The organism is Devosia sp. Micro-HW1, from assembly GCF_056341075.1.
Genome location: NZ_CP094375.1, coordinates 2,673,486 through 2,695,839, shown reverse-complemented (window position 1 = coordinate 2,695,839; position 22,354 = coordinate 2,673,486). Strand labels below are relative to the sequence as shown.

Genomic DNA, 22,354 nt, shown 5'->3' with positions numbered 1-22,354 from the left:
TGCTTAACGCATAAAGTTGCTCCCATTTTCAGGGGCGTCAGGGCCTAGAAGGCGAGCAGGCCGCTGGCCTTGATGCCATCGAAGACGAACTGCACGGCCAGTGCCGCAAGCAGGATACCAACCATTCGGGACACCACGGAGAGGCCCGTGAGGCCGAGCAGGCGCTGGATCGGGATGGCGATGAGCAGGGTCAGCCAGCAGAGCGCCAGGATGACGACGATGGCGGCCAGCACCAGCCAGAATTCGAGATCGGATTGAGCGCCGGTGGTCAGAAGCACAACGGCGGAAATCGCGCCGGGACCGGCCATCAGCGGCATGGCCAGGGGAAACACCGAAATATCCTGGCTCTGGCGCGCCTCGACTTCTTCCTCTGTCGTGGTGCCTGTGCCACCCGAATGACGGGCAAACACCATGTCGATGGCGATCAGCAGCAAGAGGATGCCGCCAGCCGTGCGCAGCGCCGGAATGGTGATGCCGAAGACGTCGAGGATGACATTGCCCAGCACGGCGAAGAACAGGAGGATGCCCAGCGCCACCAGCACGCCACGGGTGGCGAAGGTGCGGCGCTGCTCGGGGGTATTGTCCTTGGTCAGCGCCGCGAAGATGAAGGCGATGTCGGCGACACCGACCGTCGCGAACAGCGTGGCAAAGGCAACGAGAAAGGCGTTCATCTTGGGGGTCCTGGCTCAGGTCCCAGCACTAGGACACTTTCCCCCGCCCGCCAACCCCCATGACTAAGCCGCTCCGTCAGGCGCGGCGCTTTTCAATCGCGTCCCAGATCATCACGGCAATATCGGGCCCGCCGAAGCGCTTGATCTCCCGAATGCCGGTGGGCGAAGTCACATTGATTTCAGTCAGATAGCCGCCGATGACGTCGATGCCGACAAAGATCATGTCGCGTTCCTTCAGCGCCGGCCCGATGGCGGCGCAGATTTCCTGCTCCCGCTCGGTCAGCGGGCTGAGTTCGGGGCGCCCCCCCACATGCATATTGCTCCGCGCCTCGCCATCGGCCGGAATCCGGTTGAGGCCCATGACCGGCTCGCCATCCACGATGATGATGCGCTTGTCGCCCTTGCGGACATCCGGCAGGTATTTCTGGATCATGAAGGGTTCGCGGTAATTGGCCTCGAACAGTTCGAGCAGGCTCGCCAGATTATGGTCACCCTCCTGGATGAAGAAGACGCCGGCCCCGCCATTACCGTAGAGCGGCTTGACGATGATGTTGCCGTGCTCCTTGCGGAAGGCGTGGATTTCGGCCCGGTCGCGGGTCACAAGCGTCGGCGGCATCAAGTCAGGAAATTCCGTGACGAGGATTTTTTCGGGCGCGTTGCGCACGGCCGAGGGCGGATTGACCACCAGCGTCTTGGGATGGATGCGCTCGAGCAAATGGGTGAGCGTGATGTAGTTCATGTCGAAGGGCGGGTCCTGGCGCATCAGCACCACGTCCTGGGTGGAAAGATCCACGCGGCGCGCTTCTCCAAGGGTAAAATGCTGGCCCTTTTCGGCATCGGTGACCGTAATCGGCTGGGCCAGCGCACTGACCCTGTTGTCGCGCATGGAGAGGGTGTCGGGCGTATAGTGCAGCAGTTCATGTCCGCGGGCCTGGGCCTCGAGCATCATGGCGAAGGTCGAATCGCCGCGCGGATTGATGGTGGCGACATGGTCCATCTGGACGGCGACTTTGAGCGACATGCGAACTCTCAGATAGCGGAAAAGGCATTGATGAGATGGCGCGGCCAGCGGCCCGGCGCAAGCAGAATCACGTCAAATCGGAAATCCCGCCCCGCCTCCTTCGGGTTTCTGGCCAGCCAGACCTGCGCTGCCCTTGTGATCCGCTCGCGATTGATGGCGGCAAAGGTCAACGCCTCGTCGGCATTGCGGGCCCGCTGCTTGACCTCGATGAAGATGATGGTCCCGCCCTTTTCAGCGACCAGGTCGATCTCGCCGAGGCCGGTTTTGAAGCGCCGGTCGCGAATATGATAGAATTTCATCTGCAGCCACAGCGCCGCCAGCGCCTCGCCGAAATGGCCCCGCCGATAAGCGGCAATCCGCCTGTCGCTAGGCGTTCTTGAGGGCGAGCGCGGCATTGTAGACATCCTTGCGCTTGAGACCGAAGCGGTCCGCGATCTCGTCCACGGCGGCGCGCAGCGGCTGGTCGGCCATGGCCGCAAGCAGGGCTGCCTGCCAGTCCTCGGCCGCCGGCGCACTGGGCTCGTCTGCGCCGGCCACAGAAATGACTGCCTCGCCCTTGGTCTGTTCGCCGGCAAAGTGTTCGGCCAGCGTCGACAGGTTTCCCCGAAAGGTGCGCTCGAAGCGCTTGGTCAGTTCCAGACTGACCGCGGCCTGGCGGTCGCCCAGCACTTCAGCCATGGCGGCCAAGGTGTCGGCCAGGCGACGGGGCGACTCGTAAAAGACCAGTGTTTCACGTGAATCGACGTATCTTTTCAAGGCGTTAACCCGCGCCCCGGCCTTGGGCGGCAAAAAGCCGTGGAAGGCGAAGGCGTCGGTGGGCAGGCCCGCCACGACCAAAGCCGAGAGCAAGGCCGAGGCGCCGGGGATGGGAAAGACGGGCAGGTTCCGGGCTGCCAGTTCGCGAATCAGCGGGAAACCCGGATCGGAGAGCAGGGGTGTTCCGGCATCGGAAATCAGGGCAATGGCTGCGCCGCCGGCAATGCGGGAGGCGATGTATTCGGCTTTGTCGCGCTCATTATGCTCATGAAAAGCCTGCCGCTTTGCCGAAATGCCAAAGTGATCGAGGAGCTTGGCCGAGGTGCGCGTATCCTCGCACAGCACCAGTTCCACGGCCGCCAGGGTTTCGAGGGCGCGCAGGGTGATGTCGCGCAGATTGCCGATGGGGGTCGCCACGACATAAAGGCCAGGCGCCAGGGCCGGGGCGGCGAAACGGGTGCCGGCGATGAAATAGTCGGTGTTCTGGTCGCCCATCGCCGCGCCTTTCCGATCTCAACTCTTGGTTAATCAATTGGGGGGAATTTGTTAACAGACTGTGAGCGCCAGGGAGCGCATTCGGTGACAAAAGGTGAATTTGCGTCACGCCTGACACGCCGCTCGATCCTTCTCGGGCTGGCGGGATCGCTCGCGGCCTGTTCTCCGGGCGCGATGCAATGGGGATCGCGCTCGTTCTCCCTGCCCTGGACCAATGGCGACGCCCCGTCCGGCACCCAACCCATACCCATGGCAACGACGCCATCGGATCGGTTTGGACGGGGGCCGGTGACGGTGGCACTGCTCCTGCCCTTGTCGGGCCAGCCGGCGCTGGCCCAGCTGGGGACCGCTCTGGCCAATGCCGCAAAACTCGCCATCGCCTTTATCGAAGCCAATCCCAACATCGCGGAAAACATCACCGTCTCGCTGCGCGATACCGGAGACAGTGCGGCCGGCGCGGCCAGTGCCGCCCAGGCGGCCGTGGCGGAAGGCGCGAAACTGGTGCTCGGGCCGGTGACCGCGGAACAGATCACCGCCGCGGCGGGGGTCACAAGGGCGGCCAATATCCCGCTGATCGGCTTTGCCAATAATGGCAGCATCGCCGGATCAGGTGTCTACGTGCTCAATATCCTGCCCGAGACCGAGATGAAGCGGGCGCTGACCTGGCTGATGAGCCAGGGCCGGCGCGGCCCGGCGGGCATCTTTCCGTCGACGCCCTATGGCGAGGCCCTTGCCGCCGCCTTCCGCACCCAGGCCATAGCGGTGGGGTTCAATCCCAGCGCCGTCTACACGTTTTCCGATGTGAGCGAGGCGCAGTCGATCATCGCCCAGGCTAAGCCGATCGTGGATCGCGGCATGCTCGACGCGCTGTTCATCCCCGACCGCGCCAGCGCCGCAACCTTTGCAGGCCTGCTGGCCCAGTCCGGGGTGCGGCCGGACGATGTGCAGCTGGTGGGTTCGGCCGACTGGAGCAATGACGCGGCGCTTCTCGCCAATCCGGCACTGGTGGGGGCGATCTTCCCTGCCATCGACGATGTGGGCCTCAATGCCATCAGGGCGGACTACCAGGCCCGTTTCGGAGCCACGCCACCACAGATGGCAACCATTGCCTATACGGCGACGATCCTGGCCAATGTGAACACGCTCTCCATGGCGACGCCGCCTTACAATCCGCAAGTGCTCACCAACCCGTCGGGCTTTGCCGGCCGGGATGGTCTGTTTCGCTTCAACGGCAATGGCCGGAGTGACTATGCGCTGGTGATCAAGAAGATCGGGGCAGGGGGTGTGGTGAGCGTCGCGGACGCGGCGAAGCTTTAGGGTCTCACGGATCAACTGGACCAAGCTGCAGCTAAATGCCCACCGTCACTGCCGGGCTTGTCCCGGCAACCCAACTCCGCCCGCATGGACCACCGGGACAAGCCCGGTGGTGACGCAGGAGGGGATACACCTGTTGTAGACGGGCCTGCTAGGCCGCCAAGTCCGCCACGACGGCGTCAAGCACCGGAAAACCCTTGTCGGTGACGCGGATATTGCCGTTGGGCAGGGTTTCGACAAAGCCATAGCCCTTGAGCGCCATGATCTGTTGTTCGGAAATGCCACGGCCGGAAATGGCCATGAAGCGGGAGGGGGAAATGCCTTCCTTCAACCGCAGGCCCATGACCAGGTATTCGTCGCCCTGCTCTTCCCAGGTCAGCACATCGTCGGTGACCATGCCATGGCCCTGGCTGTTGACCAGGTTCAGCCAGTCAAAAGGCATTTTCTCTGTCGCGGTGGCGTGGCGCTGGTGATTGACCATCAGGCGGCCATGGGCGCCCGGACCGATGCCGGCATATTCGCCATAGCGCCAATAGAGCATGTTGTGCCGGCTTTCCTGGCCGGGCACGGCATGGTTTGAAATCTCGTAGGCCGGCATGCCCGCCTCACGCGTCAGCTCCGCGGTCAGCTCGTAGAAATCGGCCGCCAGATCCTCGTTCGGCATTTTCAGCTTGCCCGCCTGATGCAGGTCGAAATAGCGCGTGCCCTGCTCGATGGTCAGCATGTAGAGGCTGATATGGCCCTGGGCCAGCCAGAGGCCCTCCTTGAGCTCGTCTTCCCAATCCTCAAGCGTCTGCCTGGGGCGGCCATAGATGAGATCAAAACTGGAACGATCAAACACCGACTGGGCGATGCGCACGGCCGCCACGGCCTCTTCGACCGTGTGGCGGCGCCCCAGTTCGGCCAGGGGACCAGGGCGCAGCGACTGCACCCCGAGGGACACGCGATTGACGCCGGCGGACCGGAATCCCCGGAACCGATCGACCTCGACCGAGGTCGGATTGGCCTCGAGCGTGATCTCGGCATTGCGGTCGATCTGCCACTCATTGGCGATGGCATCGAGAATGGTCCCGACGGCCTTGGGGCTCATCAGCGAGGGCGTGCCGCCGCCGAAAAAAATGGACTGTACCAGACGGCCGGGCGAGAGCGCCGCCATATGGGCGATCTCTTTCTTGTAGCCCTCGACAAAAGCGTCCTCGTCAAAGGCGCCGCGATGGACGTGGCTGTTGAAATCGCAATAGGGACATTTGGAGGCGCAGAACGGCCAGTGGACATAAATGCCGAAGAGGTCGTTGGGATTCTGGGCCATGCTCAATCCGTCCCTTCCTTCGTCATCACCGGGCTTGTCCCGGTGATCCATGGCTCCCCAAGGTGGATTGCCGCGACAGACCCGGCAATGACGACAGCGGAGAGTTCAGCGCGTGGCATCGCTGTCACCCATGTTCGATCTGGTTTTCGACAAACTGCGCAAAGGCTCGGGCGCGGTGGCTGAGGCCCTGCTGGCCCGGCGACCAGGAATGCTTGGTCTCGGCGGCCATTTCGCCAAAGGTCTGGTCGTGGCCGTCAGGCATGAACATCGGATCATAACCGTGGCCGATATCGCCGCGCGGGGGCCAGACCAGGGTGCCGTCGCAGCGGCCGACAAACAGCATGTCGCGCCCGTCAGGGTGGGCGAGGCAGAGCGTGGCATTGAACGAGCCGCGGCGCTGGCCGGGCGAATTGGCGCCGGCCGCCTGCAGCGCATCCTCCACCCGCTTCATGGCCCGGTTGAAATCGCGCGGCACGCCGGCCCAGTCGGCGGTATAGACGCCGGGATCGCCATTGAGCGCATCGACGCAGAGGCCGGAATCGTCCGACAGGGCCAGCATATTGGCGCCAGTTGCGGCGGCATGAGCCTTGGTGCGGGCGTTTTCGGCAAAACTCGTGCCGGTTTCCTCGGGTTCGGGCAGGCCGAGTTCACCGGCCGAAACCAGTTCGAGGCCAAACGGCTCGAACAGCTCGCGGAATTCCCTGAGCTTGCCCGCATTGTGGGTGGCGATGCAGAGGCGATCACCGGCCTTGAGGCGGGGAATGGTGGTCATTTGGCCTCCAGCGCGCGGCTGATGTCGTTCCAGATGGCGCAGTGATCCTGATTGAAGGCCCCCTCACCCGCCGCTACGCGGCGACCTCTCCCCCCAGGGAGAGGTGGAGCAGAGCCCCTTATTTCGCGCAGCGACACCTCTCCCTTTGGGGGAGAGGTCGGCCGGAGGCCGGGTGAGGGGGCCTTGGTCCGGAAAAACATCATGCGCCCAGGGCCGCTTTCTGCATGACACTGAGTTCACCAATGCCCTGTTCGGCCAGCGCCATCAGGCTTTCGAGTTCTTCGCGGGAAAAGGGCGCGCCTTCGGCGGTGCCCTGGATTTCCACGAACTTGCCCGAGCCGGTCATGACGAAATTGGCGTCGGTTTCGGCTTCGACGTCTTCGAGATAGTCGAGATCGAGCACCGGGGTGCCGCGATAGATGCCGCAGGAGATGGCGGCGACCGAGTCCTTGAGCACCTGGCCCTTGGTCAGCTTGCGCTCTTCCATCCAGGCAATGGCGTCGGCGAGAGCGACATAAGCGCCAGTGATGGATGCCGTGCGGGTGCCGCCATCGGCTTCGAGCACATCACAATCGAGCGTGACCTGGACTTCGCCCAGGGCTTCCAGATCAACCACGGCGCGCAGGGACCGGCCGATGAGGCGCTGGATTTCCTGGGTGCGGCCCGACTGCTTGCCGGCCGTGGCTTCACGGCGGGTGCGCGACCCGGTGGCGCGGGGCAGCATGCCATATTCGGCGGTGACCCAGCCCTGGCCCTTGCCGCGCAGCCAGCCCGGCACGCTGGTCTCGACCGAGGCCGTGCACAGGACCTTGGTATTGCCGAAGGCGACCAGGCATGAGCCTTCCGCCTTCATGGCGACATTGCGCTCAAGGGTTACCGCCCGCATATCGCTTGGCTGCCGTCCGGATGGCCGCATCATGATTCCAGTAATTGTTGCAGTTAACCGCCTCTTAACGCTCAACGCCATCGCTCACAAGCGTCGGGCGCTTGGCGGATGGGGACGAAGGCCTTAAATGAAGGGGCAGGGTTAAAGTCGAAGAGTTTAATCAAACCACCATGACACGACCGGCCGAAGACTTCCTCTCGGTGCTCAATTCCCGCAGCCAGGAAATTTTCCGGCGGCTTGTCGAGCGTTACCTCGACACAGGCGTGCCGGTCGGCTCGCGCGATCTGAGCCGCCTCCTGCAGGTTGAGCTGTCGCCGGCCTCTGTCAGAAATGTGATGGCGGACCTTGAAGATCTGGGGCTGATCGCGGCGCCGCACACCTCGGCCGGCCGCGCGCCCACCCAGCAGGGCCTGCGGTTTTTCGTCGATTCCATGCTCGAAATCGGCACGGTCAACGAAAACGAGCGCAGCCACATCGCCCGGCATATCGAGGGCACGGCGGGACACGCGCAGGTGGAAGACGTACTGGCCGAGGCATCGTCGCTGCTGTCGGGTCTCAGCCACGGGGCCGGGGTGGTGATCGCCACCAAGGCCGACATGGTGCTCAAGCATATCGAGTTCGTGCGGCTCGACGCCGCGCGCGCCATGGCAATCCTGGTGGGCGATGATGGGCAGGTGGAAAACCGCATTCTCGACCTGCCGCCCGGCTATACGGCCAGCGCTTTGCAGCAGGCCGGCAATTACCTGGCGAACTATGTGGTGGGGCGCACCCTGTCCGAGGCGCGCAAAGTGCTCAATGAGCGGCGCGATGAGCAAAGGGCAGAACTGGATGAGCTGACGCAGAAGCTGGTCGATGCAGGCATTGCCACGCTCGCCGCGCCCGGCGGCAATAATGCGCCCACGGTGATCGTGCGCGGCCGCGCCAATCTCCTCAACGACACCATGGCCAGCGACGAACTGATGCGCATGCGCCAGCTGTTCGACGAGCTTGAGAGCAAGGAGGGTCTGCTGGAGCTGCTTGGTGACGCCGAGCGCGGGCAGGGGGTGCGCATCTTCATCGGCTCGGAGAACAAGCTGTTTTCGCTTTCGGGATCGTCGGTGATCCTCTCGCCCTACAAGGATGCCAATGACCGGATCGTCGGCGTTCTCGGGGTCATCGGCCCGACACGGCTCAATTATGCGCGGATCGTGCCGGTGGTGGATTATACCGCCAATGTCATCTCCTCGATGATGGCGCGCAAGCGTGGCAAATGACGGCAACCATCGTCCAAGGCTTGAATTGAAAGCCTTGTTGGCCGATATGGCGGGCAAGAGATTTACCCAATTGGGAAAGAAGACCAGATGAGCGACGAGAACGCCGCCCAGGGCGACAAGCCGGAAACCGAAATTCCCGCCACCGAGACGCCTGAAGTCGATCCTGTCGAGGCGCTGCAGGCCGAAAATGCCGAACTGCGCGATCGCGTGCTGCGCAGCCATGCCGAGATGGAAAATCTCCGGAAGCGCACCGAGCGCGACGTGGCCGATACCCGTTCCTATGCCATTGCCGGCTTCGCCCGCGACATGCTGACCGCCACCGACGCTCTCTCTCGCGCGCTGATGGTGATCCCGGCCGAGGTGCGCGAGACCGCTGATGGTTCCCTCAAGAGCCTCATCGACGGCATCGAGCTGGCCGACCGCGAAATGCAGCGCCTCTTGGCCAAGCATGGCGTCAAGCCGATCGAGGCGGCGGGCCAGAAATTCGACCCGCACAAGCATCAGGCCATGTTCGAAGTGGCCAACCCCAATGTGCCCGAGGGCACGGTGGTACAGGTGGTGCAGGAAGGCTTTGCCATTGGCGATCGCGTGCTGCGCCCGGCCATGGTGGGCGTCGCCAAGGGCGGCGCGGCTGCCCCCGCTGGCGATGAGGGCATCGACAAGAGCGCCTGAGCTTTTGGAATTTTGGGTTTGGAAAGGGGCGCTGCGAGGCGCCCTTTTTTGTTGGACGAAGGGCCTGGCCGCGCGCTGGATGCGGCATATCCCCTAGGCCGGGGAGGGATGGGGTGGGGTGGGCCACGCGCACTGTGCTGACTGCCCCCACCCTGGTTTCGCTGCGGCCTGGCGGCCTAGCTTCACTACCCTCCCCACAAGGGGGAGGGAGAAGAAGTGTTATTCCAGAATGTCCCGGCTCATCACCCGCGCCACGCCAGCCTCGTCCATATCGGCCCAGGCTGTTTCCAGCGAGCCATTGGCATTGATGGCCCGCGTCGCGTCCTCGATGACGGTGACGTCAAAGCCGCCGGCAGCGCCATCGAGCGCCGTCCAGGCGACGCAATAATCCGTCGCCAGCCCCACGACGAACAACCGGCCGACATCGCGCTCGCCCAGATAACCGGCAAGACCCGTCAGCGTCTCCCGGTCGGCTTCCTGGAAGCCGGAATAGGAATCGATGCCGCGCCGAAACCCCTTGCGGATGATCAGTTGCGCGTGCGGGATTTTCAGATCCCTAGAGATTTCAGCGCCGCGCGTCGCCCAGACGCAATGGTCGGGCCAGAGCACCTGGGTGCCATAGTCGAGCTCGATCGTCTCGAAGGGCGCCTTGCCCGCATGCTGGCTGGCAAAGGAGATATGGTCTGCCGGATGCCAGTCCTGAGTGAGAACCACGTGGGAGAACTTTTCGGCCAGCTTGTTGATCAGCGGCACGATCTCGTCGCCGCCGGATACGGCGAGGCTGCCGCCGGGCAGAAAGTCATACTGCAGGTCGACGACGACGAGGACGTCGTCGGGCGCGATGGCAATAGTCATGTGGTCTCCCGGTCTACCCATTCAGCGCGGATCAGGCCGCGCACGGAATTGCCAAGCCAGATTGCATCGGCCGAGCGCAGATCGGCAAGGGCCAGAACCCGCTCTTCTGCCTTGCCCTCAGCGACGAGCTCGGCCCGCAGCGTGCCGGGCAGGAGACCGGAGGTGAGGGGGGGTGTCAGGAGCTTGCCGCCGATCTCGACGAAGAGATTGGTGAAACTACCCTCGGTGAGCTCATCCCGCTCGTTGAGGAACACTACTTCATCGAGGCCGCGCTCATCATGCGCCTTTTGGCGTGGGGCGTCGTAGAAGGCACGATTGGTGGTCTTGTGCGCGAGCCAGATCGATGCCGAGCTGAGCCGTTCAGCCGCAATGGCGAAGCGGAAAGTTGCCGGGCCCGGAGGCAGGGGCACGGCGGTGAGGTCAAGGCCGGAGGTCGAGAGCGTGAGGCGGACGCGCATGGGCCCGGTCCAGTCGCGGGATTTTTCCGCGAGGAAGGCGGCAGCGGCGTCACGGGACACCGGCAGGGCAAAATAGCTGGCCGATTCGAGGAGCCGCTCGAGATGGCGCTCGTGAAGGACAAATCCCTCATCCGGCGTCCATTTGAAGGTCTCGATCAGGGTGACCGGCGGGGCGGGATCGGAGAGAAATTTCAGCTTCAGCAGCGCCTCGTCATATTCGTCGCGGGCCGTGCTGTCCGCGACAATGCCGCCGCCAATGCCGATGGTTCCCTTACCCTGGGCGTCGATGACAGCGGTGCGGATGGCGACATTGAAGGCAAAATCGCCCGAGGGCGCGATATAGCCGATCGAGCCGGTATAGAGGCCGCGCGGTTCGGTCTCGACGGCGTGGATGATTTCCATGGCCCGCAGCTTGGGCGCTCCCGTCACCGAGCCGCAGGGAAAGAGGTTTTCGAGCACATCGCCCATGCCGATTTCGGGGCGTTTGCGCGCCGTGATGCCCGAGGTCATGGTGTGGAGGCTGGCAAAGGTTTCCACGGTGAAGAGGTCAGTCACCTGCACCGAGCCGGTCTCGGCAATCCGCCCCAGATCGTTGCGCAGCAGGTCGACGATCATCAGGTTTTCGGCGCGGTTTTTTTCGTCCGAGGCGAGGGCGGCGCGACCGGCCTGGTCTTCGGCCAGGGTCCGGCCGCGTTTCAGCGTCCCCTTCATCGGGCGCGCCTTGAGCAGATCGCCAGTGCCGGAAACGAAGAGTTCGGGCGAGCGGGAGAGCACGTGGTGGTCGCCGGCATGGATATAGGCGCCATAGGCGACGCGCTGGCTCGACGCGAGGGTGCGATAGAGGCCGAGCGGATCGCCTTCGAGAGCGAATCGCGCCCGCAGGGTCAGGTTGACCTGATAGGTATCGCCGGCGGCGATCAGGTTTTTCACCTGGTCGAAGGCGGCCTCATAGGCGGCAAAGTCGAGCGCGGGCCCGATATTGGTGGCGCGTCCCTCACCTGCCGAGGCCAGCATTGCCGCGATTTCCGATGGTGCGGGGCGCAACGGGGCGTCGTAGAGGCCGAACCAGAGCAGCGGCGTCTGGCTGCGCGCCGGCAGGAGCGGGGTCAGGCGCTCCTCGAACAGAAAACCCAGCTCATAGGCGAGATAGCCAGCAGCCCAGAGACCGTCGTTCTTCGCCTGTTCGACGCGCTGCAAGGCGGTGCGGGCCCCGGCGGCGTCATGAGCCACCAGCACCTGGCGCGGCTGCGAAAACAGCAGGCTCTGGCCATCGGGGTCGAGATTGTCGTGCAGGAGCACGGTGCCTGAGGTGATCATGCCCGCTGTTTAGCGATTTTTGCGGGCGCGCGATATGGGAAGGCTTGGCGGCGCGTCGCGGCGCCTTTTTGGCCCGCGTGATAAACTCCCCATACACGCGCTTGAAGCGTCAAACACACCCCCCTATATACCCCCCGAGGCCCCGCAGGGGGCGATTTGAAACCTACGAGGGACCCCGGCCCCTTTTTGGGCCAGGAAGCTGCTTTCGCTGAGAGGGCTTCGTGGCGGGTTCGCTGAAAGAGAGGCAAGAGTTATGGCAAAAGTTATCGGTATTGACCTCGGTACAACCAATAGCTGCGTGGCCGTCATGGACGGCTCCAATCCCAAGGTGATCGAAAATGCGGAAGGCGCGCGCACCACGCCCTCCATGGTCGCTTTCTCCAAGGACGGCGAGCGCCTTGTTGGCCAGCCGGCCAAGCGTCAGGCCGTCACCAATCCGGAAAACACCCTGTTCGCGGTCAAGCGGCTGATCGGCCGCCGCTTCGACGACAAGGTCGTGGCCAAGGACAAGGACCTGGTCCCGTTCAAGATCGTCAAGGCGGACAATGGCGACGCCTGGGTCGAAGCCAATGGCGAAAAGTATTCGCCCAGCCAGGTTTCGGCCATGGTCCTGCAGAAGATGAAGGAAACCGCCGAGAGCTATCTGGGCGAGACCGTCACCCAGGCCGTGATCACCGTTCCCGCCTATTTCAACGACAGCCAGCGCCAGGCCACCAAGGATGCCGGCAAGATTGCCGGCCTTGAAGTGCTGCGCATCATCAACGAGCCAACCGCGGCCGCGCTTGCCTATGGCCTCGACAAGAAGAACTCGGGCACCATCGCGGTCTATGACCTTGGCGGCGGTACCTTCGACGTGTCGATCCTCGAGATCGGCGATGGCGTCTTCGAAGTGAAGTCGACCAATGGCGACACCTTCCTCGGCGGCGAAGACTTCGACATGCGCCTCGTCGATTACCTGGCCGACGAGTTCAAGAAGGAGCAGGGCATCGACCTCAGGTCGGACAAGCTCGCGCTGCAGCGCCTCAAGGAAGCTGCCGAAAAGGCCAAGATCGAGCTTTCGAGCGCCACGCAGACCGAAATCAACCTGCCCTTCATCACCGCCGATGCCTCGGGCCCGAAGCACCTGACCCTCAAGCTCAGCCGCTCCAAGCTCGAATCGCTGGTCGACGACCTGATCCAGCGCACCATCGAGCCGTGCAAGCAGGCGATGAAGGATGCCGGCGTGTCTGCTTCGCAGATCGACGAAGTCGTGCTGGTGGGCGGCATGAGCCGCATGCCCAAGGTGCAGGAAGCGGTCAAGCAGCTGTTCGGCAAGGACCCGCACAAGGGCGTCAACCCCGATGAAGTCGTGGCGCTCGGCGCTGCCATCCAGGGCGGTGTCCTGCAGGGCGACGTCAAGGACGTGCTGCTGCTCGACGTGACCCCGCTCTCGCTCGGCATCGAAACCCTCGGTGGCGTCTTCACCCGCCTGATCGATCGCAACACCACGATCCCGACCAAGAAGAGCCAGACCTTCTCGACCGCCGAAGACAACCAGAATGCGGTGACCATCCGCGTCTTCCAGGGCGAGCGTGAAATGGCGGCCGACAACAAGCTGCTCGGCAATTTCGACCTGGCCGGCATTCCGCCCGCCCCGCGTGGCGTGCCGCAGATCGAAGTGACCTTCGACATCGACGCCAACGGCATCGTCAACGTCTCGGCCAAGGACAAGGGCACCGGCAAGGAGCAGCAGATCCGCATCCAGGCCTCTGGTGGTCTTTCGGACGCCGACATCGAGAAGATGGTCAAGGACGCCGAAGCCAATGCCGAAGCCGACAAGCGCAAGCGCGAAGCGGTGGAAGCCCGGAACCAGGGCGAATCGCTGGTCCACTCGACCGAGAAGTCGCTCAAGGACTATGGCGACAAGGTTTCGGCCGAGGACAAGGCCGCCATCGAAGCCGCCATTGCCGACCTCAAGTCGGTGCTGGACGGCGACGATGCCGAAGCCATCAAGGAAAAGACCGCAACCCTTGCGGAAGCCTCGATGAAGCTCGGCGAAGCCATGTACAAGGCATCGCAGGCGGAAGCCGAAGCCAAGGCCAATGGCACCCGCGACGAGGATGAAGACGACGTCGTCGACGCCGACTTCGAAGAGGTCAAGGACGACGACGACAAGAAGTCGGCGTAAGCGTCGGACTGAGTGAATGCGAAGGCCCCGGTGGTGACGCCGGGGCCTTTTGTTTTTGTGGAGGCAAGGGAAGAAAGATGGATTGCCTGGTCCTCGGGTCAAGCCCGAGGATGGACGGGCAATGACGGTTGTTGTGAGATCGCGTCCTATCCACACCGTTACCACCCGGCTTGTCCGGGTGGTCCATTTCGCGGCATGCTCGACCCATGAAGGGGTACGTTTACATCCTCGCGTCCAAGAAGAACGGCACGCTCTATACGGGCGTGACGTCAAATCCCTCGCGACGCTGGTTTGAGCCCCAGCATAGTCTGACTCCCGGATTCACCTCGCGCCATGGCGTCAAAACCCTGGTCTGGATCGAGCAACACGATCTGATCGTGGCGGCCATCCGGCGCGAAAAGGCCATCAAGAAGTATCCGCCGCAGTGGAAGATCAATCTGATTGAGACGGTCAATCCTGAATGGAAAGATGTCTCGGACTGGCTCATGGATACCTGATGCATCGCATGGATTGCCCGGTCCTCGGGTCAAGCCCGAGGATGGCCGGGCAATGACGGGGGGCATGAGATCAAGTTTCTTCCAGACCGTCGCCATTCGAGCCTAGCGCTCATAGCCTTCTCGCCTCCAACTGCACCGCTGACGCAATTGGCCTTGCGGGACGTCTCGAAGTTTCACGTGAATCCAAGTTTTGTTGATCCCATCCGTTCCCCTTGCTAATACCCCCGCGCCTGCCCATATGCGGGTGAACGGGCCGGCCTAGCCGGCCTTTGCCTATTCCCTAAGCGCGACGACCAGACCGGCGCGGCGAATTTGAAAGAGTAGACCTTGTCCAAACGCGATTTCTACGAGGTGCTCGGCTGCCAGAAAGGCGCCGATGATGCCGCCCTCAAGAGCGCCTATCGCAAGCTCGCAATGCAGTACCATCCCGATCGCAATCCGGGAAATGCCGAGGCGGAAAGCAAGTTCAAGGAAATCAACGAGGCCTATGACACGCTCAAGGACGCCCAGAAGCGTTCGGCCTATGACCGCTTCGGCCATGCCGCCTTCGATGGCGGACGCGGGCAGGCCGGTGGCTTCGGCGCAGATTTCAATTCCTCGATGTCCGACATTTTCGAAGACATCTTCGGCGACTTCATGGGCGGCGGCCGTCGCGGCGGAGGCGGCGCCTCAAAACTGCGCGGCTCGGACCTGCGCTATAATCTGGAAATCGAGCTCGAAGAGAGCTTTGACGGCCGCACGGTCGAAATCGACGTGCCAACACTGGCCGGTTGCGAAACCTGCGAGGGCACAGGGGCCAAGCCGGGTACCGGCACCCATACCTGCCGGCAATGCAATGGCCATGGCAAGGTGCGCGCGGCCCAGGGCTTCTTCACCATCGAGCGCACCTGCCCGGTCTGCCAGGGCCGCGGCCAGATGATGGACCAGCCCTGCACCGATTGCGGTGGACAGGGCCGTCGCCAGCAGAACCGCAAGCTCAGTGTCGACGTGCCCAAGGGCATCGAGGACGGCACCCGCATTCGTCTGGCCAATGAGGGCGAGGCGGGCCTCCGCGGCGGACCGCCGGGCGATCTCTATATTTTCGTCTCGATCCGGCCGCACCAGCTGTTCCAGCGCGACGGCGCCGATCTTTACGCCCGCGTGCCCATTTCCATGACCACGGCGGCTCTGGGCGGCGAGTTCGAAGTGCCGACGCTCGACAATGCGCGCGCCAAGGTCAAGGTGCCGGCCGGCACCCAGCCGGGCCAGCGCGTGCGCTTGAAAGGCAAGGGCATGCCGGTGCTCAGATCCAAGGATGTCGGCGATCTCTATGTGCAGCTCGACATCGAGACGCCGCAGAATCTTTCCAAGCGCCAGCGCGAACTGCTGGAGGAATTCGCCAAGCTCGAAACCGAGGAAACCAGCCCGACCTCGGGTGGCTTCTTCGACAAACTCAAGAAAATGTTCGAGGCTTGAGCCCGGCGCTTCGCGCCAGATCACGCCGGTGGCGTGATCTGATGGCTCAAGGCCATGAAGCCTATGGCTGAATGGCGGGTAGGCGCAAAAATCGCCCCGGTGGGGCGATTTTTCGCGATCAAGGCTACGAGACCCAAGGTCGAGTGGCACGAAGGCGCGGCACACTCGGGGCTCCGCGCTGCAGGTCTGGGGACCACCGCCGTGCATGACATCGTCCTGACCTTTGACGACAATTTCTGGGGCCCGGGCTATGCGACCATGCGCTCGCTGTGCCTCACCAGCCGAGACGCCAGCACGCTGCGCTTTCATGTGTTCCACACCGGCCTCAAGCCCGAGAACCGTGCACCCATCGAGTCCATCGCCGCCGACTACGGCGCCGAAGTCACGCTGATCGATCTCAAGCAGAGCGATATTCTGGGAGCGCGAATTGCAGCCTTTCCGCGCATCCGCATGAAGCGGCTCAATCCCATCGTTTATGTGCGCCTGTTCCTCAGCGAATTGCTGCCAGCGGGCACCGAGCGGGTTCTCTATATCGACGCCGACACCTTCGTGCGCAATCCGATCGAGGACCTTTTCGCCACGGATATGCAGGGCAAGGTGATCGCGGCCGTGCTGCAGCCGGACCGGATGCACTGCATTGCCGGCAAGGACCTGAAGACGCGCTCGGTGTTTTCGATGGCCGAGCCCTATTACAATGCCGGGGTCATGCTGATCGATCTCGGGCGTTATGCCCAGGTCGACTTCATCGCCGGCATCAAGGACCTGCCGCAGACAGAACTCGAACAGTTCTATTACGACCAGGATATCCTCAATTTCGTGCTGAAGGGCCAGTTCCTCGAACTCGATACGCGCTGGAACATGCAGAATCCGGAGCCGGCGCATGAGGTCTTCGACCCGCATATCCTGCATTATTCATCGGACAGCCGGCCGTGGTGGCCGTGGTCGCGCGTTGCCTTCAAGCGCACCTACCGGCATTTGATGACCAATGACCATTTCTACCGCTACCAGCGCGAGCAATATAAGCGGCTGGTCCGGCGCTGGCTGAAGCTGGGCTAGGGCAGGCTGCGCTCGGCGCCCTGCAACTCGATGACGAGATCCCCGACCGCCTTTTCGGCAGCCGCCTCGATATCGGCGAGGTCAGTGCCGTAGGGCACTTCGAGCCCGAGGCGCTTGCCGGGATCATCGGCCCAGACGAAGGACACAAAACTCTTTTTCTGCACCAGATCGTGGCTGAGATGGGTGATGGTCATCTTCGTGGGCATGCGGGATCTCCCAAGGACGCACAGGGTGGGCGGCCTCCCCGAAAGGAGGCCGCCGGGGCTCGATTATTCGGTCGGGAACTGGCTCATGTCCATCCAGGTATATTCCCAGACATGGCCGTCGAGATCGGCAATGGCGCGGCCATACATGAAGCCATAGTCCTGCGCCTCGCGCTGCTCGGTGCCGCCGGCTTTCAGCGCGGCGTCGGCAATGCGATCGACGTCTTCGCGGCTGTCGCGCGTGAGGGCATAGAGCGCGGCGATCTGGGTCCTGGCATCGGGGACCGGCTTGCCGGAAAATTCGCTGAATTTCTCGTGGGTCAGCAGCATCACATAGATGGTGTCGCTGATGACGATGGAAGCGGCGGTCTCGTCGGTGAACTGGGGATTGTGATCAAAACCCAGCGCCTTGAAGTAGGCCTTGGAGGCCTCGAGATCGCGCACGGGTACGTTGATGAAAATCGACGTGGACATGATGGTTTCCTCAATGATCTGATGAGCCTAGCGTCGTGCAATCGCTCTGCCAAGGCGACGAGGGAGCGGCGCCGGTTTCGACAGTGATTTCGTTTGGAGGCAGTATGAAGACGGCACTCACCCTTTCGGGGTCCATCCGCAAGGGGTCCTACAACCGCATCCTGCAAAAGCATATGGGCCGCAAGCTCGGCGAAGCGGGCGTCGCAGTGACCGAAATCGACCTCGGCGATTTCGACATGCCGATCTTCAACGAGGATCTCGAACCCGACAATGTGCCCGAGGCGGCCGCGCGGCTGGCCGAGATGTGGCGCAGCCACGACATCGTCTTCATCGCCACGCCCGAATATAATGGCGGCGTGCCACCGCTCCTGGTCAATACCGTGACCTGGCTTTCCCGCCAGAAGCCCAGCCCCTTCCGCCATGCCGTATTCGGCATTGGGGGCGTGTCGTCAGGAAAGTATGGCACCATATGGTCCCTGAGCCACCTGCGCGACAGCCTCACCAAGGTTGGCACATTGATCGTTCCGACGCTGCTCGGCATCGGCCCGGCCGAAGCCGCCTTTGACGAGAAGGGCGACCCGGTGGAACCTGCCATCATCCGCAAAGTTGAGCAGATGGTGAGCGAGCTCACTCATTTCAGCCGGGGATAGGATTGCGCGCGCTCTACCTCACCCATCCGCAGGTCCGGATTGACGCGGGCGTTCCCGTGCCGCTCTGGGGCCTGTCGGCCGAGGGCAGGGCGCGGGCCGAGGCCTTTGCGGGACGCGGCGTGGTGCCGCCCGGGGCCTGGGTATTTTCGAGCCGTGAAACCAAGGCACTGGAACTGGCGGACCTGTTGGCCGCCGTCGCCGGGACCCCTGTCATGTCCGATCACCAGATGGGCGAGAATGACCGCTCATCGACCGGCTTCCTGCCGCCGGCCCTGTTCGAGGCCCATGCCGACCGCTTCTTTGCCCAGCCACAGCAAAGCGCCGATGGCTGGGAACGCGCCATCGATGCGCAGGCCCGCATCGTCTCCACCGTGCGCACCGCCCTGCTGGCGGTGCCATCGGGCGTACCGGTAATCTTTTGCGGCCATGGGGCGGTGGGAACGCTGCTCAAGTGCCGCATCGGCAACCGTCGCATTTCGCGCGAGGAAGACCAGGGCCGGATCGGCGCCCATGGCGGCGGCAATGGCTTTCTGTTTGATCTGGCCGCCAAGCAGTTGCTCACCGACTGGACGCCGATGGAAGAGATCGGACCCGACTGGTTCGCCTGAAATTCAGCGCCCCGTCCAGGCCTCGAGGCCAAAGAGCTCGAGCGCATCGCCGAGCGCCGGGGCGAGGCGATCGAGCCGCTCGGTCTCGCCCTCGACATCACGCAGGCGCATCGGGCCGGCCATGGGCATGGCGGCGACCAGAGCCGAGCCGGCCTCGGTGATGGAGACATTGCGGGCGCGGCGATCCTCGGGGTTCGTGCGCACCTGGCACAGGCCCTTGCGCCGCAAGTCGTCAATGGCCTGGCCAAGGGTCGCGGCATGGGCCAGCAGCGCCTTGCGCAGGGCCGCCAGCGGAATGTGCGGACGCTCCGACACGATATGCAGCACCGCCAGTTGCAGCGTGGTAATGTTGTGTCGGCGCTTGAGATCGGTCTCAAAAGCCTTCAGCGCATTATCGAGCCGCATCCAGGCCACCATGGCCTTCAACGCCTGCTGCTGCATGTCAAAATCCTGAAAACGCACACGAAAGCCGCCTGATATGACGCCATAGCAAGCCGGAGCAAGACCATTATGGCAGCATAGGACCCACGAGAAGGCTTGCCCTTGCGGGCAAATTGTGAGAGCGGAGAGCAAATCAGCAGAAGGATGAAGACTATGGCTGGCCAGTTGATCGTGGGCCTCGACGTTTCGTCACGCGCGCGCGCCGAGGAGATTGTGTCGCTGCTGGGCGACAGCGTCGACTTCTACAAGATCGGCTACCAGTGCTTCTACGGCGCCGATGGCTTTGCCCTGGGCAAGGCGCTGATCGCTGCGGGCAAGAAAGTGTTCTTCGACCTCAAACTGCTCGACATCGACAATACGGTCGAAAAGGGCGTCGCGGCCTTTGCCGAAACCGGCGCTGCCATGCTGACCGTCCACGCCTATCCCAAGACCATGCTCGCGGCGCAGAAGGCCGCGGAAGGCTCGGGCCTTTGCGTTCTGGGCGTCACTGTTCTTACATCGATGGACGACAATGACGTCAAGGATGCCGGCTATGCCCGCGACGCGGCGGGGCTCGTGGCGCTGCGCGCCCAGCAGGCCAAGGAAGCGGGCATTGGCGGCGTCGTCGCCTCGGCGCAGGAAGCGGAAATGGTGCGCACTATCGTGGGCTCCAAAATGGCCATCGTGACGCCGGGGATTCGTCCGGCGGGCGCTGAACTCGGCGACCAGAAGCGCGCCATGACCCCGGCGGACGCGCTCAATGCCGGCGCCAGCCACCTCGTCGTGGCCCGCCCGATCATCGGCGCAGCCGATCCGGCCGGAGCGGCAAGGGCGATTTTGGCGGAGATGGAGGGGAAAACGGGGCAGCGGGTGAGCGTGGCTTAGGGAGGGCTCCTCAAGCCAACTCCTCGACCGGAAAACGGGTCGGGTTCCACAGGTGCCCAACCTTCCAGCGCTCGGCCTGAAGCCGCTCACAATCGCGCAGCAGGGCGGCGACAGCATGATGGTCTCGACTGCGGACAGCCGCGAGCAGGCCGGTGTGGTAGGCGTGGCGTTCGACGCTGTCCGGTCCCAAATCAAACATCCGCGCTGGCAGGTTCGGATTGGCCGCCCGACGCGTCACGACATCGTCAGCCAGGTCCTGTGCGAGTAGAGGCTCGGCTTCGGCCAGGTGGCCTAGAGCGGCCAAGGTTCGACCATAGCGGCCATTATAGTTGGGCAATGAGCTGGGTCCGAAAAACCGCGAACTGACTTTGCTGGTTTCTGCGACAAACGCCTCGATCGACGTAATCGTACTTAGGCCTAAATGAAGACCATCTTCGAGTGCGATCTCGAACTGATCCTGGAAGGAGGGTTGGTCGGACAGCGGTACATCCAACCTCCTGCTCCAGAAAAATGCTGGCACATAATGCATTTCGTACAAGGGATCGGCAAAACAATAGACGATTGCCTTCTGTTTTATGCTGGTCCGATCTACGAAGAAGCCCCGGATGAAATGATCCACCACAGGCAGGACAATCAGCCTGTCGATCTGAGTGAAATCAGGGTGGTGCGCCAGAAACGGACGCGTCCAGCGCTTGACCTCAACGAGGGTGGTCATTGGGCTTGATCTCAATAATGTAGATGGTGGCTTGGGGATACCGTATCGCGAGTCTCATCGCCTGCCGCAAAAGTTGAACGCCTTGTAGAAGAGCGTCGCCCGTTTTGATCTCGTAGTTGCATACTATTTCTGGTTGATCAGAAGGAATTCGTTCAATTACGTCCAAGCGGGTAGATGATCGTGCTCCGTAGTGGGTGTCCCCGCCCTTGGGATCCACTGACACTTCTGCATCTACGCCTTCATAGGCCGCAGGAAGGGCCGCTTGCTCGGTAAGAAACTTCAGTTTGACTAGGTGGTGGAAGCGAGTGCCAAAAGCACGAGGGGTCATGCTTCCCGTCATGCCGGACAGTTCGCTGGCCGCTTCGTCAACCCAACGTTGCACGTTAGGAAGTTGTTTGCACTGCTGTCGAAGCTGCTCTTCCGACAATGAATCAACCCGGATCGGAAGGGCAGGAATGCCCTTCAATGGGGTCCATGCTCTGAATACCAGAACTGGCGCATCGCCTTCCCCCAACCCCTGACTTGCCGGAGCAGCTTGATGGGCTAGGTAGAGCGCAATGAAGGCGGCTCCGAGGAGGTCAAACGTCCCTGCGTCCGAAGAACCGAGCATGGGGTTTGCTGAAAATACCGGGATTTCGGGATCGCGAAATGGATCGTCGATATCCGTCCGAAAGTCAGGCTCAAGCAGCGTGTCCATATCGCCCATGAAGGCGAGGCGACGCTGCGTATGCGTGATGCGTGGGCCCTTGGGAGTCCACTCTGACTGGAACAAGGGGGTGGGGCTCTCACCTTGATAGACCTTTTGACGTCCCCCTTCGCTGACGACTCGCAGCGTGCCGCCACCGGCAAGGGTGACGGTGCGGTCGACCAAGGTGCGCGAGAAGCGGGAACGGACTTCTGTTCCATCGCTTAGGGTAATGACGCTTTCCGCCAGCGTGCCGTCCGGCCGGCGGAGACTTTCCAGATGAGTCCACAGCGCGGTGCTCGTTACCGGCACTTCGGATGTATGCGTCAGTGGCTGCAAGGTGTCCGGAAGGGCTGGGTCGCCGAAATATGGCTCGGCCCAACACCGGCAGTTGGGCTCGCTCCCAGGATGACCGCCAAAAGGGGGATTGTTCCAAGCAAATATCTGGCCGTTGCGGAGGTTGTGGGCTGCTCGAACCCGATCGTCTGATGCCGTCCGCCAGACATAAAATCGTGTCGGCTTATTCACGGGGCGCGCGTTGGGATCAATCGCCTTGCTCTCCTGCTGGTCTGCCGGTCGCGGCTCTGCGACTCGACCGAAGCGGAGATATGTTTCAAATGCACGGCGCTGGGCCGTTCCGATCAATTGCTGTTTGCGCGTGCCAGAAGACATGGATCACCCCGTTTGAGCGGGATGATCGCATTGCAGCTAGATGGGTGGATAAGTCGGCTACTTCGCTGATGGGACACGGCGACTGTTG

At 62.9% G+C, this 22,354-nt stretch carries 24 protein-coding genes; 10 read left to right on the top strand and 14 right to left on the bottom strand.

What is annotated here, in order from left to right:
- Positions 1–44: 44 nt before the first annotated feature.
- From MQW79_RS12950 to rsmI, 4 genes are all read right to left on the bottom strand, one after another.
- Positions 45–671: a MarC family protein gene (locus MQW79_RS12950; protein WP_476584885.1), complete on the bottom strand. Its 627-nt coding sequence runs from the start codon at positions 669–671 to the stop codon at positions 45–47.
- A 76-nt stretch (positions 672–747) separates the two neighbouring features.
- Positions 748–1,692: a glutathione synthase gene (gshB, locus tag MQW79_RS12945; RefSeq protein ID WP_476584884.1), complete on the bottom strand. Its 945-nt coding sequence runs from the start codon at positions 1,690–1,692 to the stop codon at positions 748–750.
- 8 nt (positions 1,693–1,700) lie between these two features.
- On the bottom strand, positions 1,701–2,087 hold the full coding sequence (locus MQW79_RS12940) for a YraN family protein (RefSeq protein ID WP_476584883.1): 387 nt from the start codon (positions 2,085–2,087) through the stop codon (positions 1,701–1,703).
- Complete coding sequence (gene rsmI, locus MQW79_RS12935; protein WP_476584882.1) at positions 2,059–2,943, bottom strand: 16S rRNA (cytidine(1402)-2'-O)-methyltransferase; 885 nt, start codon at positions 2,941–2,943, stop codon at positions 2,059–2,061. Before rsmI ends, MQW79_RS12940 begins: the two co-directional genes overlap by 29 nt.
- A gap of 84 nt (positions 2,944–3,027) precedes the next feature.
- Between rsmI and MQW79_RS12930 the strand changes: the two genes are divergently transcribed.
- On the top strand, positions 3,028–4,260 hold the full coding sequence (locus MQW79_RS12930; protein ID WP_476584881.1) for a penicillin-binding protein activator: 1,233 nt from the start codon (positions 3,028–3,030) through the stop codon (positions 4,258–4,260).
- Positions 4,261–4,408: 148 nt separating this feature from the next.
- Here MQW79_RS12930 and hemW read toward each other — a convergent pair whose 3' ends face one another.
- The 3 genes from hemW to rph form a co-directional block, all read right to left on the bottom strand.
- Positions 4,409–5,566, bottom strand: coding sequence for a radical SAM family heme chaperone HemW (gene hemW / locus MQW79_RS12925; protein ID WP_476584880.1), 1,158 nt, complete (start codon positions 5,564–5,566; stop codon positions 4,409–4,411).
- Positions 5,567–5,690: 124 nt separating this feature from the next.
- The gene (locus MQW79_RS12920) at positions 5,691–6,338 is read right to left on the bottom strand and encodes a non-canonical purine NTP pyrophosphatase (RefSeq protein ID WP_476584879.1); all 648 of its coding nucleotides are present in this window, start codon (positions 6,336–6,338) and stop codon (positions 5,691–5,693) included.
- A gap of 199 nt (positions 6,339–6,537) precedes the next feature.
- Complete coding sequence (gene rph, locus MQW79_RS12915) at positions 6,538–7,254, bottom strand: ribonuclease PH (protein WP_476588234.1); 717 nt, start codon at positions 7,252–7,254, stop codon at positions 6,538–6,540.
- Between the two features lie 140 nt (positions 7,255–7,394).
- On the opposite strand from rph, the gene hrcA reads away from it, so the two are divergent.
- Together hrcA and grpE are read left to right on the top strand one after the other, a co-directional pair.
- On the top strand, positions 7,395–8,477 hold the full coding sequence (hrcA, locus tag MQW79_RS12910) for a heat-inducible transcriptional repressor HrcA (RefSeq protein ID WP_476584878.1): 1,083 nt from the start codon (positions 7,395–7,397) through the stop codon (positions 8,475–8,477).
- An 87-nt stretch (positions 8,478–8,564) separates the two neighbouring features.
- Positions 8,565–9,149: a nucleotide exchange factor GrpE gene (gene grpE / locus MQW79_RS12905; protein ID WP_476584877.1), complete on the top strand. Its 585-nt coding sequence runs from the start codon at positions 8,565–8,567 to the stop codon at positions 9,147–9,149.
- Positions 9,150–9,368: 219 nt separating this feature from the next.
- Here grpE and pncA read toward each other — a convergent pair whose 3' ends face one another.
- Positions 9,369–10,004 (bottom strand): bifunctional nicotinamidase/pyrazinamidase, encoded by a 636-nt coding sequence (pncA, locus tag MQW79_RS12900; RefSeq protein ID WP_476584876.1) that lies wholly within the window; start codon positions 10,002–10,004, stop codon positions 9,369–9,371.
- On the bottom strand, positions 10,001–11,779 hold the full coding sequence (locus MQW79_RS12895; RefSeq protein ID WP_476584875.1) for an aminodeoxychorismate synthase component I: 1,779 nt from the start codon (positions 11,777–11,779) through the stop codon (positions 10,001–10,003). Before MQW79_RS12895 ends, pncA begins: the two co-directional genes overlap by 4 nt.
- Positions 11,780–12,032: 253 nt before the next feature.
- Between MQW79_RS12895 and dnaK the strand changes: the two genes are divergently transcribed.
- The 4 genes from dnaK (at position 12,033) to MQW79_RS12875 (ending at position 16,954) form a co-directional block, all read left to right on the top strand.
- Positions 12,033–13,946 (top strand): molecular chaperone DnaK, encoded by a 1,914-nt coding sequence (gene dnaK / locus MQW79_RS12890; protein WP_476584874.1) that lies wholly within the window; start codon positions 12,033–12,035, stop codon positions 13,944–13,946.
- A gap of 206 nt (positions 13,947–14,152) precedes the next feature.
- A complete protein-coding gene (locus MQW79_RS12885; RefSeq protein ID WP_476584873.1) occupies positions 14,153–14,443 on the top strand; it encodes a GIY-YIG nuclease family protein in 291 nt (96 codons plus the stop codon).
- Between the two features lie 327 nt (positions 14,444–14,770).
- Positions 14,771–15,898 carry a molecular chaperone DnaJ gene (gene dnaJ, locus MQW79_RS12880; RefSeq protein WP_476584872.1) on the top strand — a complete coding sequence of 376 codons (1,128 nt, stop codon included), beginning with the start codon at positions 14,771–14,773 and terminating at the stop codon, positions 15,896–15,898.
- A gap of 54 nt (positions 15,899–15,952) precedes the next feature.
- On the top strand, positions 15,953–16,954 hold the full coding sequence (locus MQW79_RS12875) for a glycosyltransferase family 8 protein (RefSeq protein ID WP_476584871.1): 1,002 nt from the start codon (positions 15,953–15,955) through the stop codon (positions 16,952–16,954).
- On the opposite strand, the gene MQW79_RS12870 is transcribed toward MQW79_RS12875, so the two are convergent.
- Entirely contained in the window at positions 16,951–17,160 is a 210-nt protein-coding gene (locus MQW79_RS12870) for a hypothetical protein (RefSeq protein WP_476584870.1), read from the bottom strand. The genes MQW79_RS12875 and MQW79_RS12870 overlap by 4 nt on opposite strands.
- Before the next feature lie 63 nt (positions 17,161–17,223).
- The gene (locus MQW79_RS12865) at positions 17,224–17,631 is read right to left on the bottom strand and encodes a VOC family protein (RefSeq protein WP_476584869.1); all 408 of its coding nucleotides are present in this window, start codon (positions 17,629–17,631) and stop codon (positions 17,224–17,226) included.
- 104 nt (positions 17,632–17,735) lie between these two features.
- On the opposite strand from MQW79_RS12865, the gene MQW79_RS12860 reads away from it, so the two are divergent.
- Positions 17,736–18,281, top strand: coding sequence for an NADPH-dependent FMN reductase (locus tag MQW79_RS12860; protein WP_476584868.1), 546 nt, complete (start codon positions 17,736–17,738; stop codon positions 18,279–18,281).
- A 2-nt stretch (positions 18,282–18,283) separates the two neighbouring features.
- Complete coding sequence (locus MQW79_RS12855; protein WP_476584867.1) at positions 18,284–18,889, top strand: histidine phosphatase family protein; 606 nt, start codon at positions 18,284–18,286, stop codon at positions 18,887–18,889.
- Positions 18,890–18,892: 3 nt separating this feature from the next.
- Here MQW79_RS12855 and MQW79_RS12850 read toward each other — a convergent pair whose 3' ends face one another.
- Positions 18,893–19,330 carry a MarR family winged helix-turn-helix transcriptional regulator gene (locus MQW79_RS12850; RefSeq protein WP_476584866.1) on the bottom strand — a complete coding sequence of 146 codons (438 nt, stop codon included), beginning with the start codon at positions 19,328–19,330 and terminating at the stop codon, positions 18,893–18,895.
- A 144-nt stretch (positions 19,331–19,474) separates the two neighbouring features.
- On the opposite strand from MQW79_RS12850, the gene pyrF reads away from it, so the two are divergent.
- Entirely contained in the window at positions 19,475–20,194 is a 720-nt protein-coding gene (gene pyrF / locus MQW79_RS12845) for an orotidine-5'-phosphate decarboxylase (protein WP_476584865.1), read from the top strand.
- A 10-nt stretch (positions 20,195–20,204) separates the two neighbouring features.
- Here pyrF and MQW79_RS12840 read toward each other — a convergent pair whose 3' ends face one another.
- Together MQW79_RS12840 and MQW79_RS12835 are read right to left on the bottom strand one after the other, a co-directional pair.
- Positions 20,205–20,909, bottom strand: a complete 705-nt coding sequence (locus MQW79_RS12840) for a hypothetical protein (RefSeq protein ID WP_476584864.1) — start codon at positions 20,907–20,909, stop codon at positions 20,205–20,207.
- A complete protein-coding gene (locus tag MQW79_RS12835; protein ID WP_476584863.1) occupies positions 20,893–22,266 on the bottom strand; it encodes a phage minor head protein in 1,374 nt (457 codons plus the stop codon). The genes MQW79_RS12840 and MQW79_RS12835 overlap by 17 nt, the downstream gene beginning before the upstream one ends.
- Between the last annotated feature and the right edge of the window lie 88 nt (positions 22,267–22,354).

Excerpts from the sequence above, each read along its gene's own strand:
- MQW79_RS12865 (WP_476584869.1), bottom strand. The coding sequence starts at position 17,631 with ATGTCCACGTCGATTTTCATCAACGTACCCGTGCGCGATCTCGAGGCC.
- hrcA (WP_476584878.1), top strand. The coding sequence starts at position 7,395 with ATGACACGACCGGCCGAAGACTTCCTCTCGGTGCTCAATTCCCGCAGC.
- MQW79_RS12860 (WP_476584868.1), top strand. The coding sequence starts at position 17,736 with ATGAAGACGGCACTCACCCTTTCGGGGTCCATCCGCAAGGGGTCCTAC.
- MQW79_RS12885 (WP_476584873.1), top strand. The coding sequence starts at position 14,153 with ATGAAGGGGTACGTTTACATCCTCGCGTCCAAGAAGAACGGCACGCTC.
- MQW79_RS12850 (WP_476584866.1), bottom strand. The coding sequence starts at position 19,330 with ATGCAGCAGCAGGCGTTGAAGGCCATGGTGGCCTGGATGCGGCTCGAT.
- hemW (WP_476584880.1), bottom strand. The coding sequence starts at position 5,566 with ATGGCCCAGAATCCCAACGACCTCTTCGGCATTTATGTCCACTGGCCG.
- MQW79_RS12835 (WP_476584863.1), bottom strand. The coding sequence starts at position 22,266 with ATGTCTTCTGGCACGCGCAAACAGCAATTGATCGGAACGGCCCAGCGC.
- MQW79_RS12875 (WP_476584871.1), top strand. The coding sequence starts at position 15,953 with ATGAAGCCTATGGCTGAATGGCGGGTAGGCGCAAAAATCGCCCCGGTG.
- MQW79_RS12950 (WP_476584885.1), bottom strand. The coding sequence starts at position 671 with ATGAACGCCTTTCTCGTTGCCTTTGCCACGCTGTTCGCGACGGTCGGT.
- pncA (WP_476584876.1), bottom strand. The coding sequence starts at position 10,004 with ATGACTATTGCCATCGCGCCCGACGACGTCCTCGTCGTCGTCGACCTG.
- pyrF (WP_476584865.1), top strand. The coding sequence starts at position 19,475 with ATGAAGACTATGGCTGGCCAGTTGATCGTGGGCCTCGACGTTTCGTCA.
- MQW79_RS12940 (WP_476584883.1), bottom strand. The coding sequence starts at position 2,087 with ATGCCGCGCTCGCCCTCAAGAACGCCTAGCGACAGGCGGATTGCCGCT.
- dnaK (WP_476584874.1), top strand. The coding sequence starts at position 12,033 with ATGGCAAAAGTTATCGGTATTGACCTCGGTACAACCAATAGCTGCGTG.
- rsmI (WP_476584882.1), bottom strand. The coding sequence starts at position 2,943 with ATGGGCGACCAGAACACCGACTATTTCATCGCCGGCACCCGTTTCGCC.
- gshB (WP_476584884.1), bottom strand. The coding sequence starts at position 1,692 with ATGTCGCTCAAAGTCGCCGTCCAGATGGACCATGTCGCCACCATCAAT.
- MQW79_RS12895 (WP_476584875.1), bottom strand. The coding sequence starts at position 11,779 with ATGATCACCTCAGGCACCGTGCTCCTGCACGACAATCTCGACCCCGAT.
- rph (WP_476588234.1), bottom strand. The coding sequence starts at position 7,254 with ATGCGGCCATCCGGACGGCAGCCAAGCGATATGCGGGCGGTAACCCTT.
- MQW79_RS12920 (WP_476584879.1), bottom strand. The coding sequence starts at position 6,338 with ATGACCACCATTCCCCGCCTCAAGGCCGGTGATCGCCTCTGCATCGCC.
- MQW79_RS12840 (WP_476584864.1), bottom strand. The coding sequence starts at position 20,909 with ATGACCACCCTCGTTGAGGTCAAGCGCTGGACGCGTCCGTTTCTGGCG.
- grpE (WP_476584877.1), top strand. The coding sequence starts at position 8,565 with ATGAGCGACGAGAACGCCGCCCAGGGCGACAAGCCGGAAACCGAAATT.
- MQW79_RS12870 (WP_476584870.1), bottom strand. The coding sequence starts at position 17,160 with ATGCCCACGAAGATGACCATCACCCATCTCAGCCACGATCTGGTGCAG.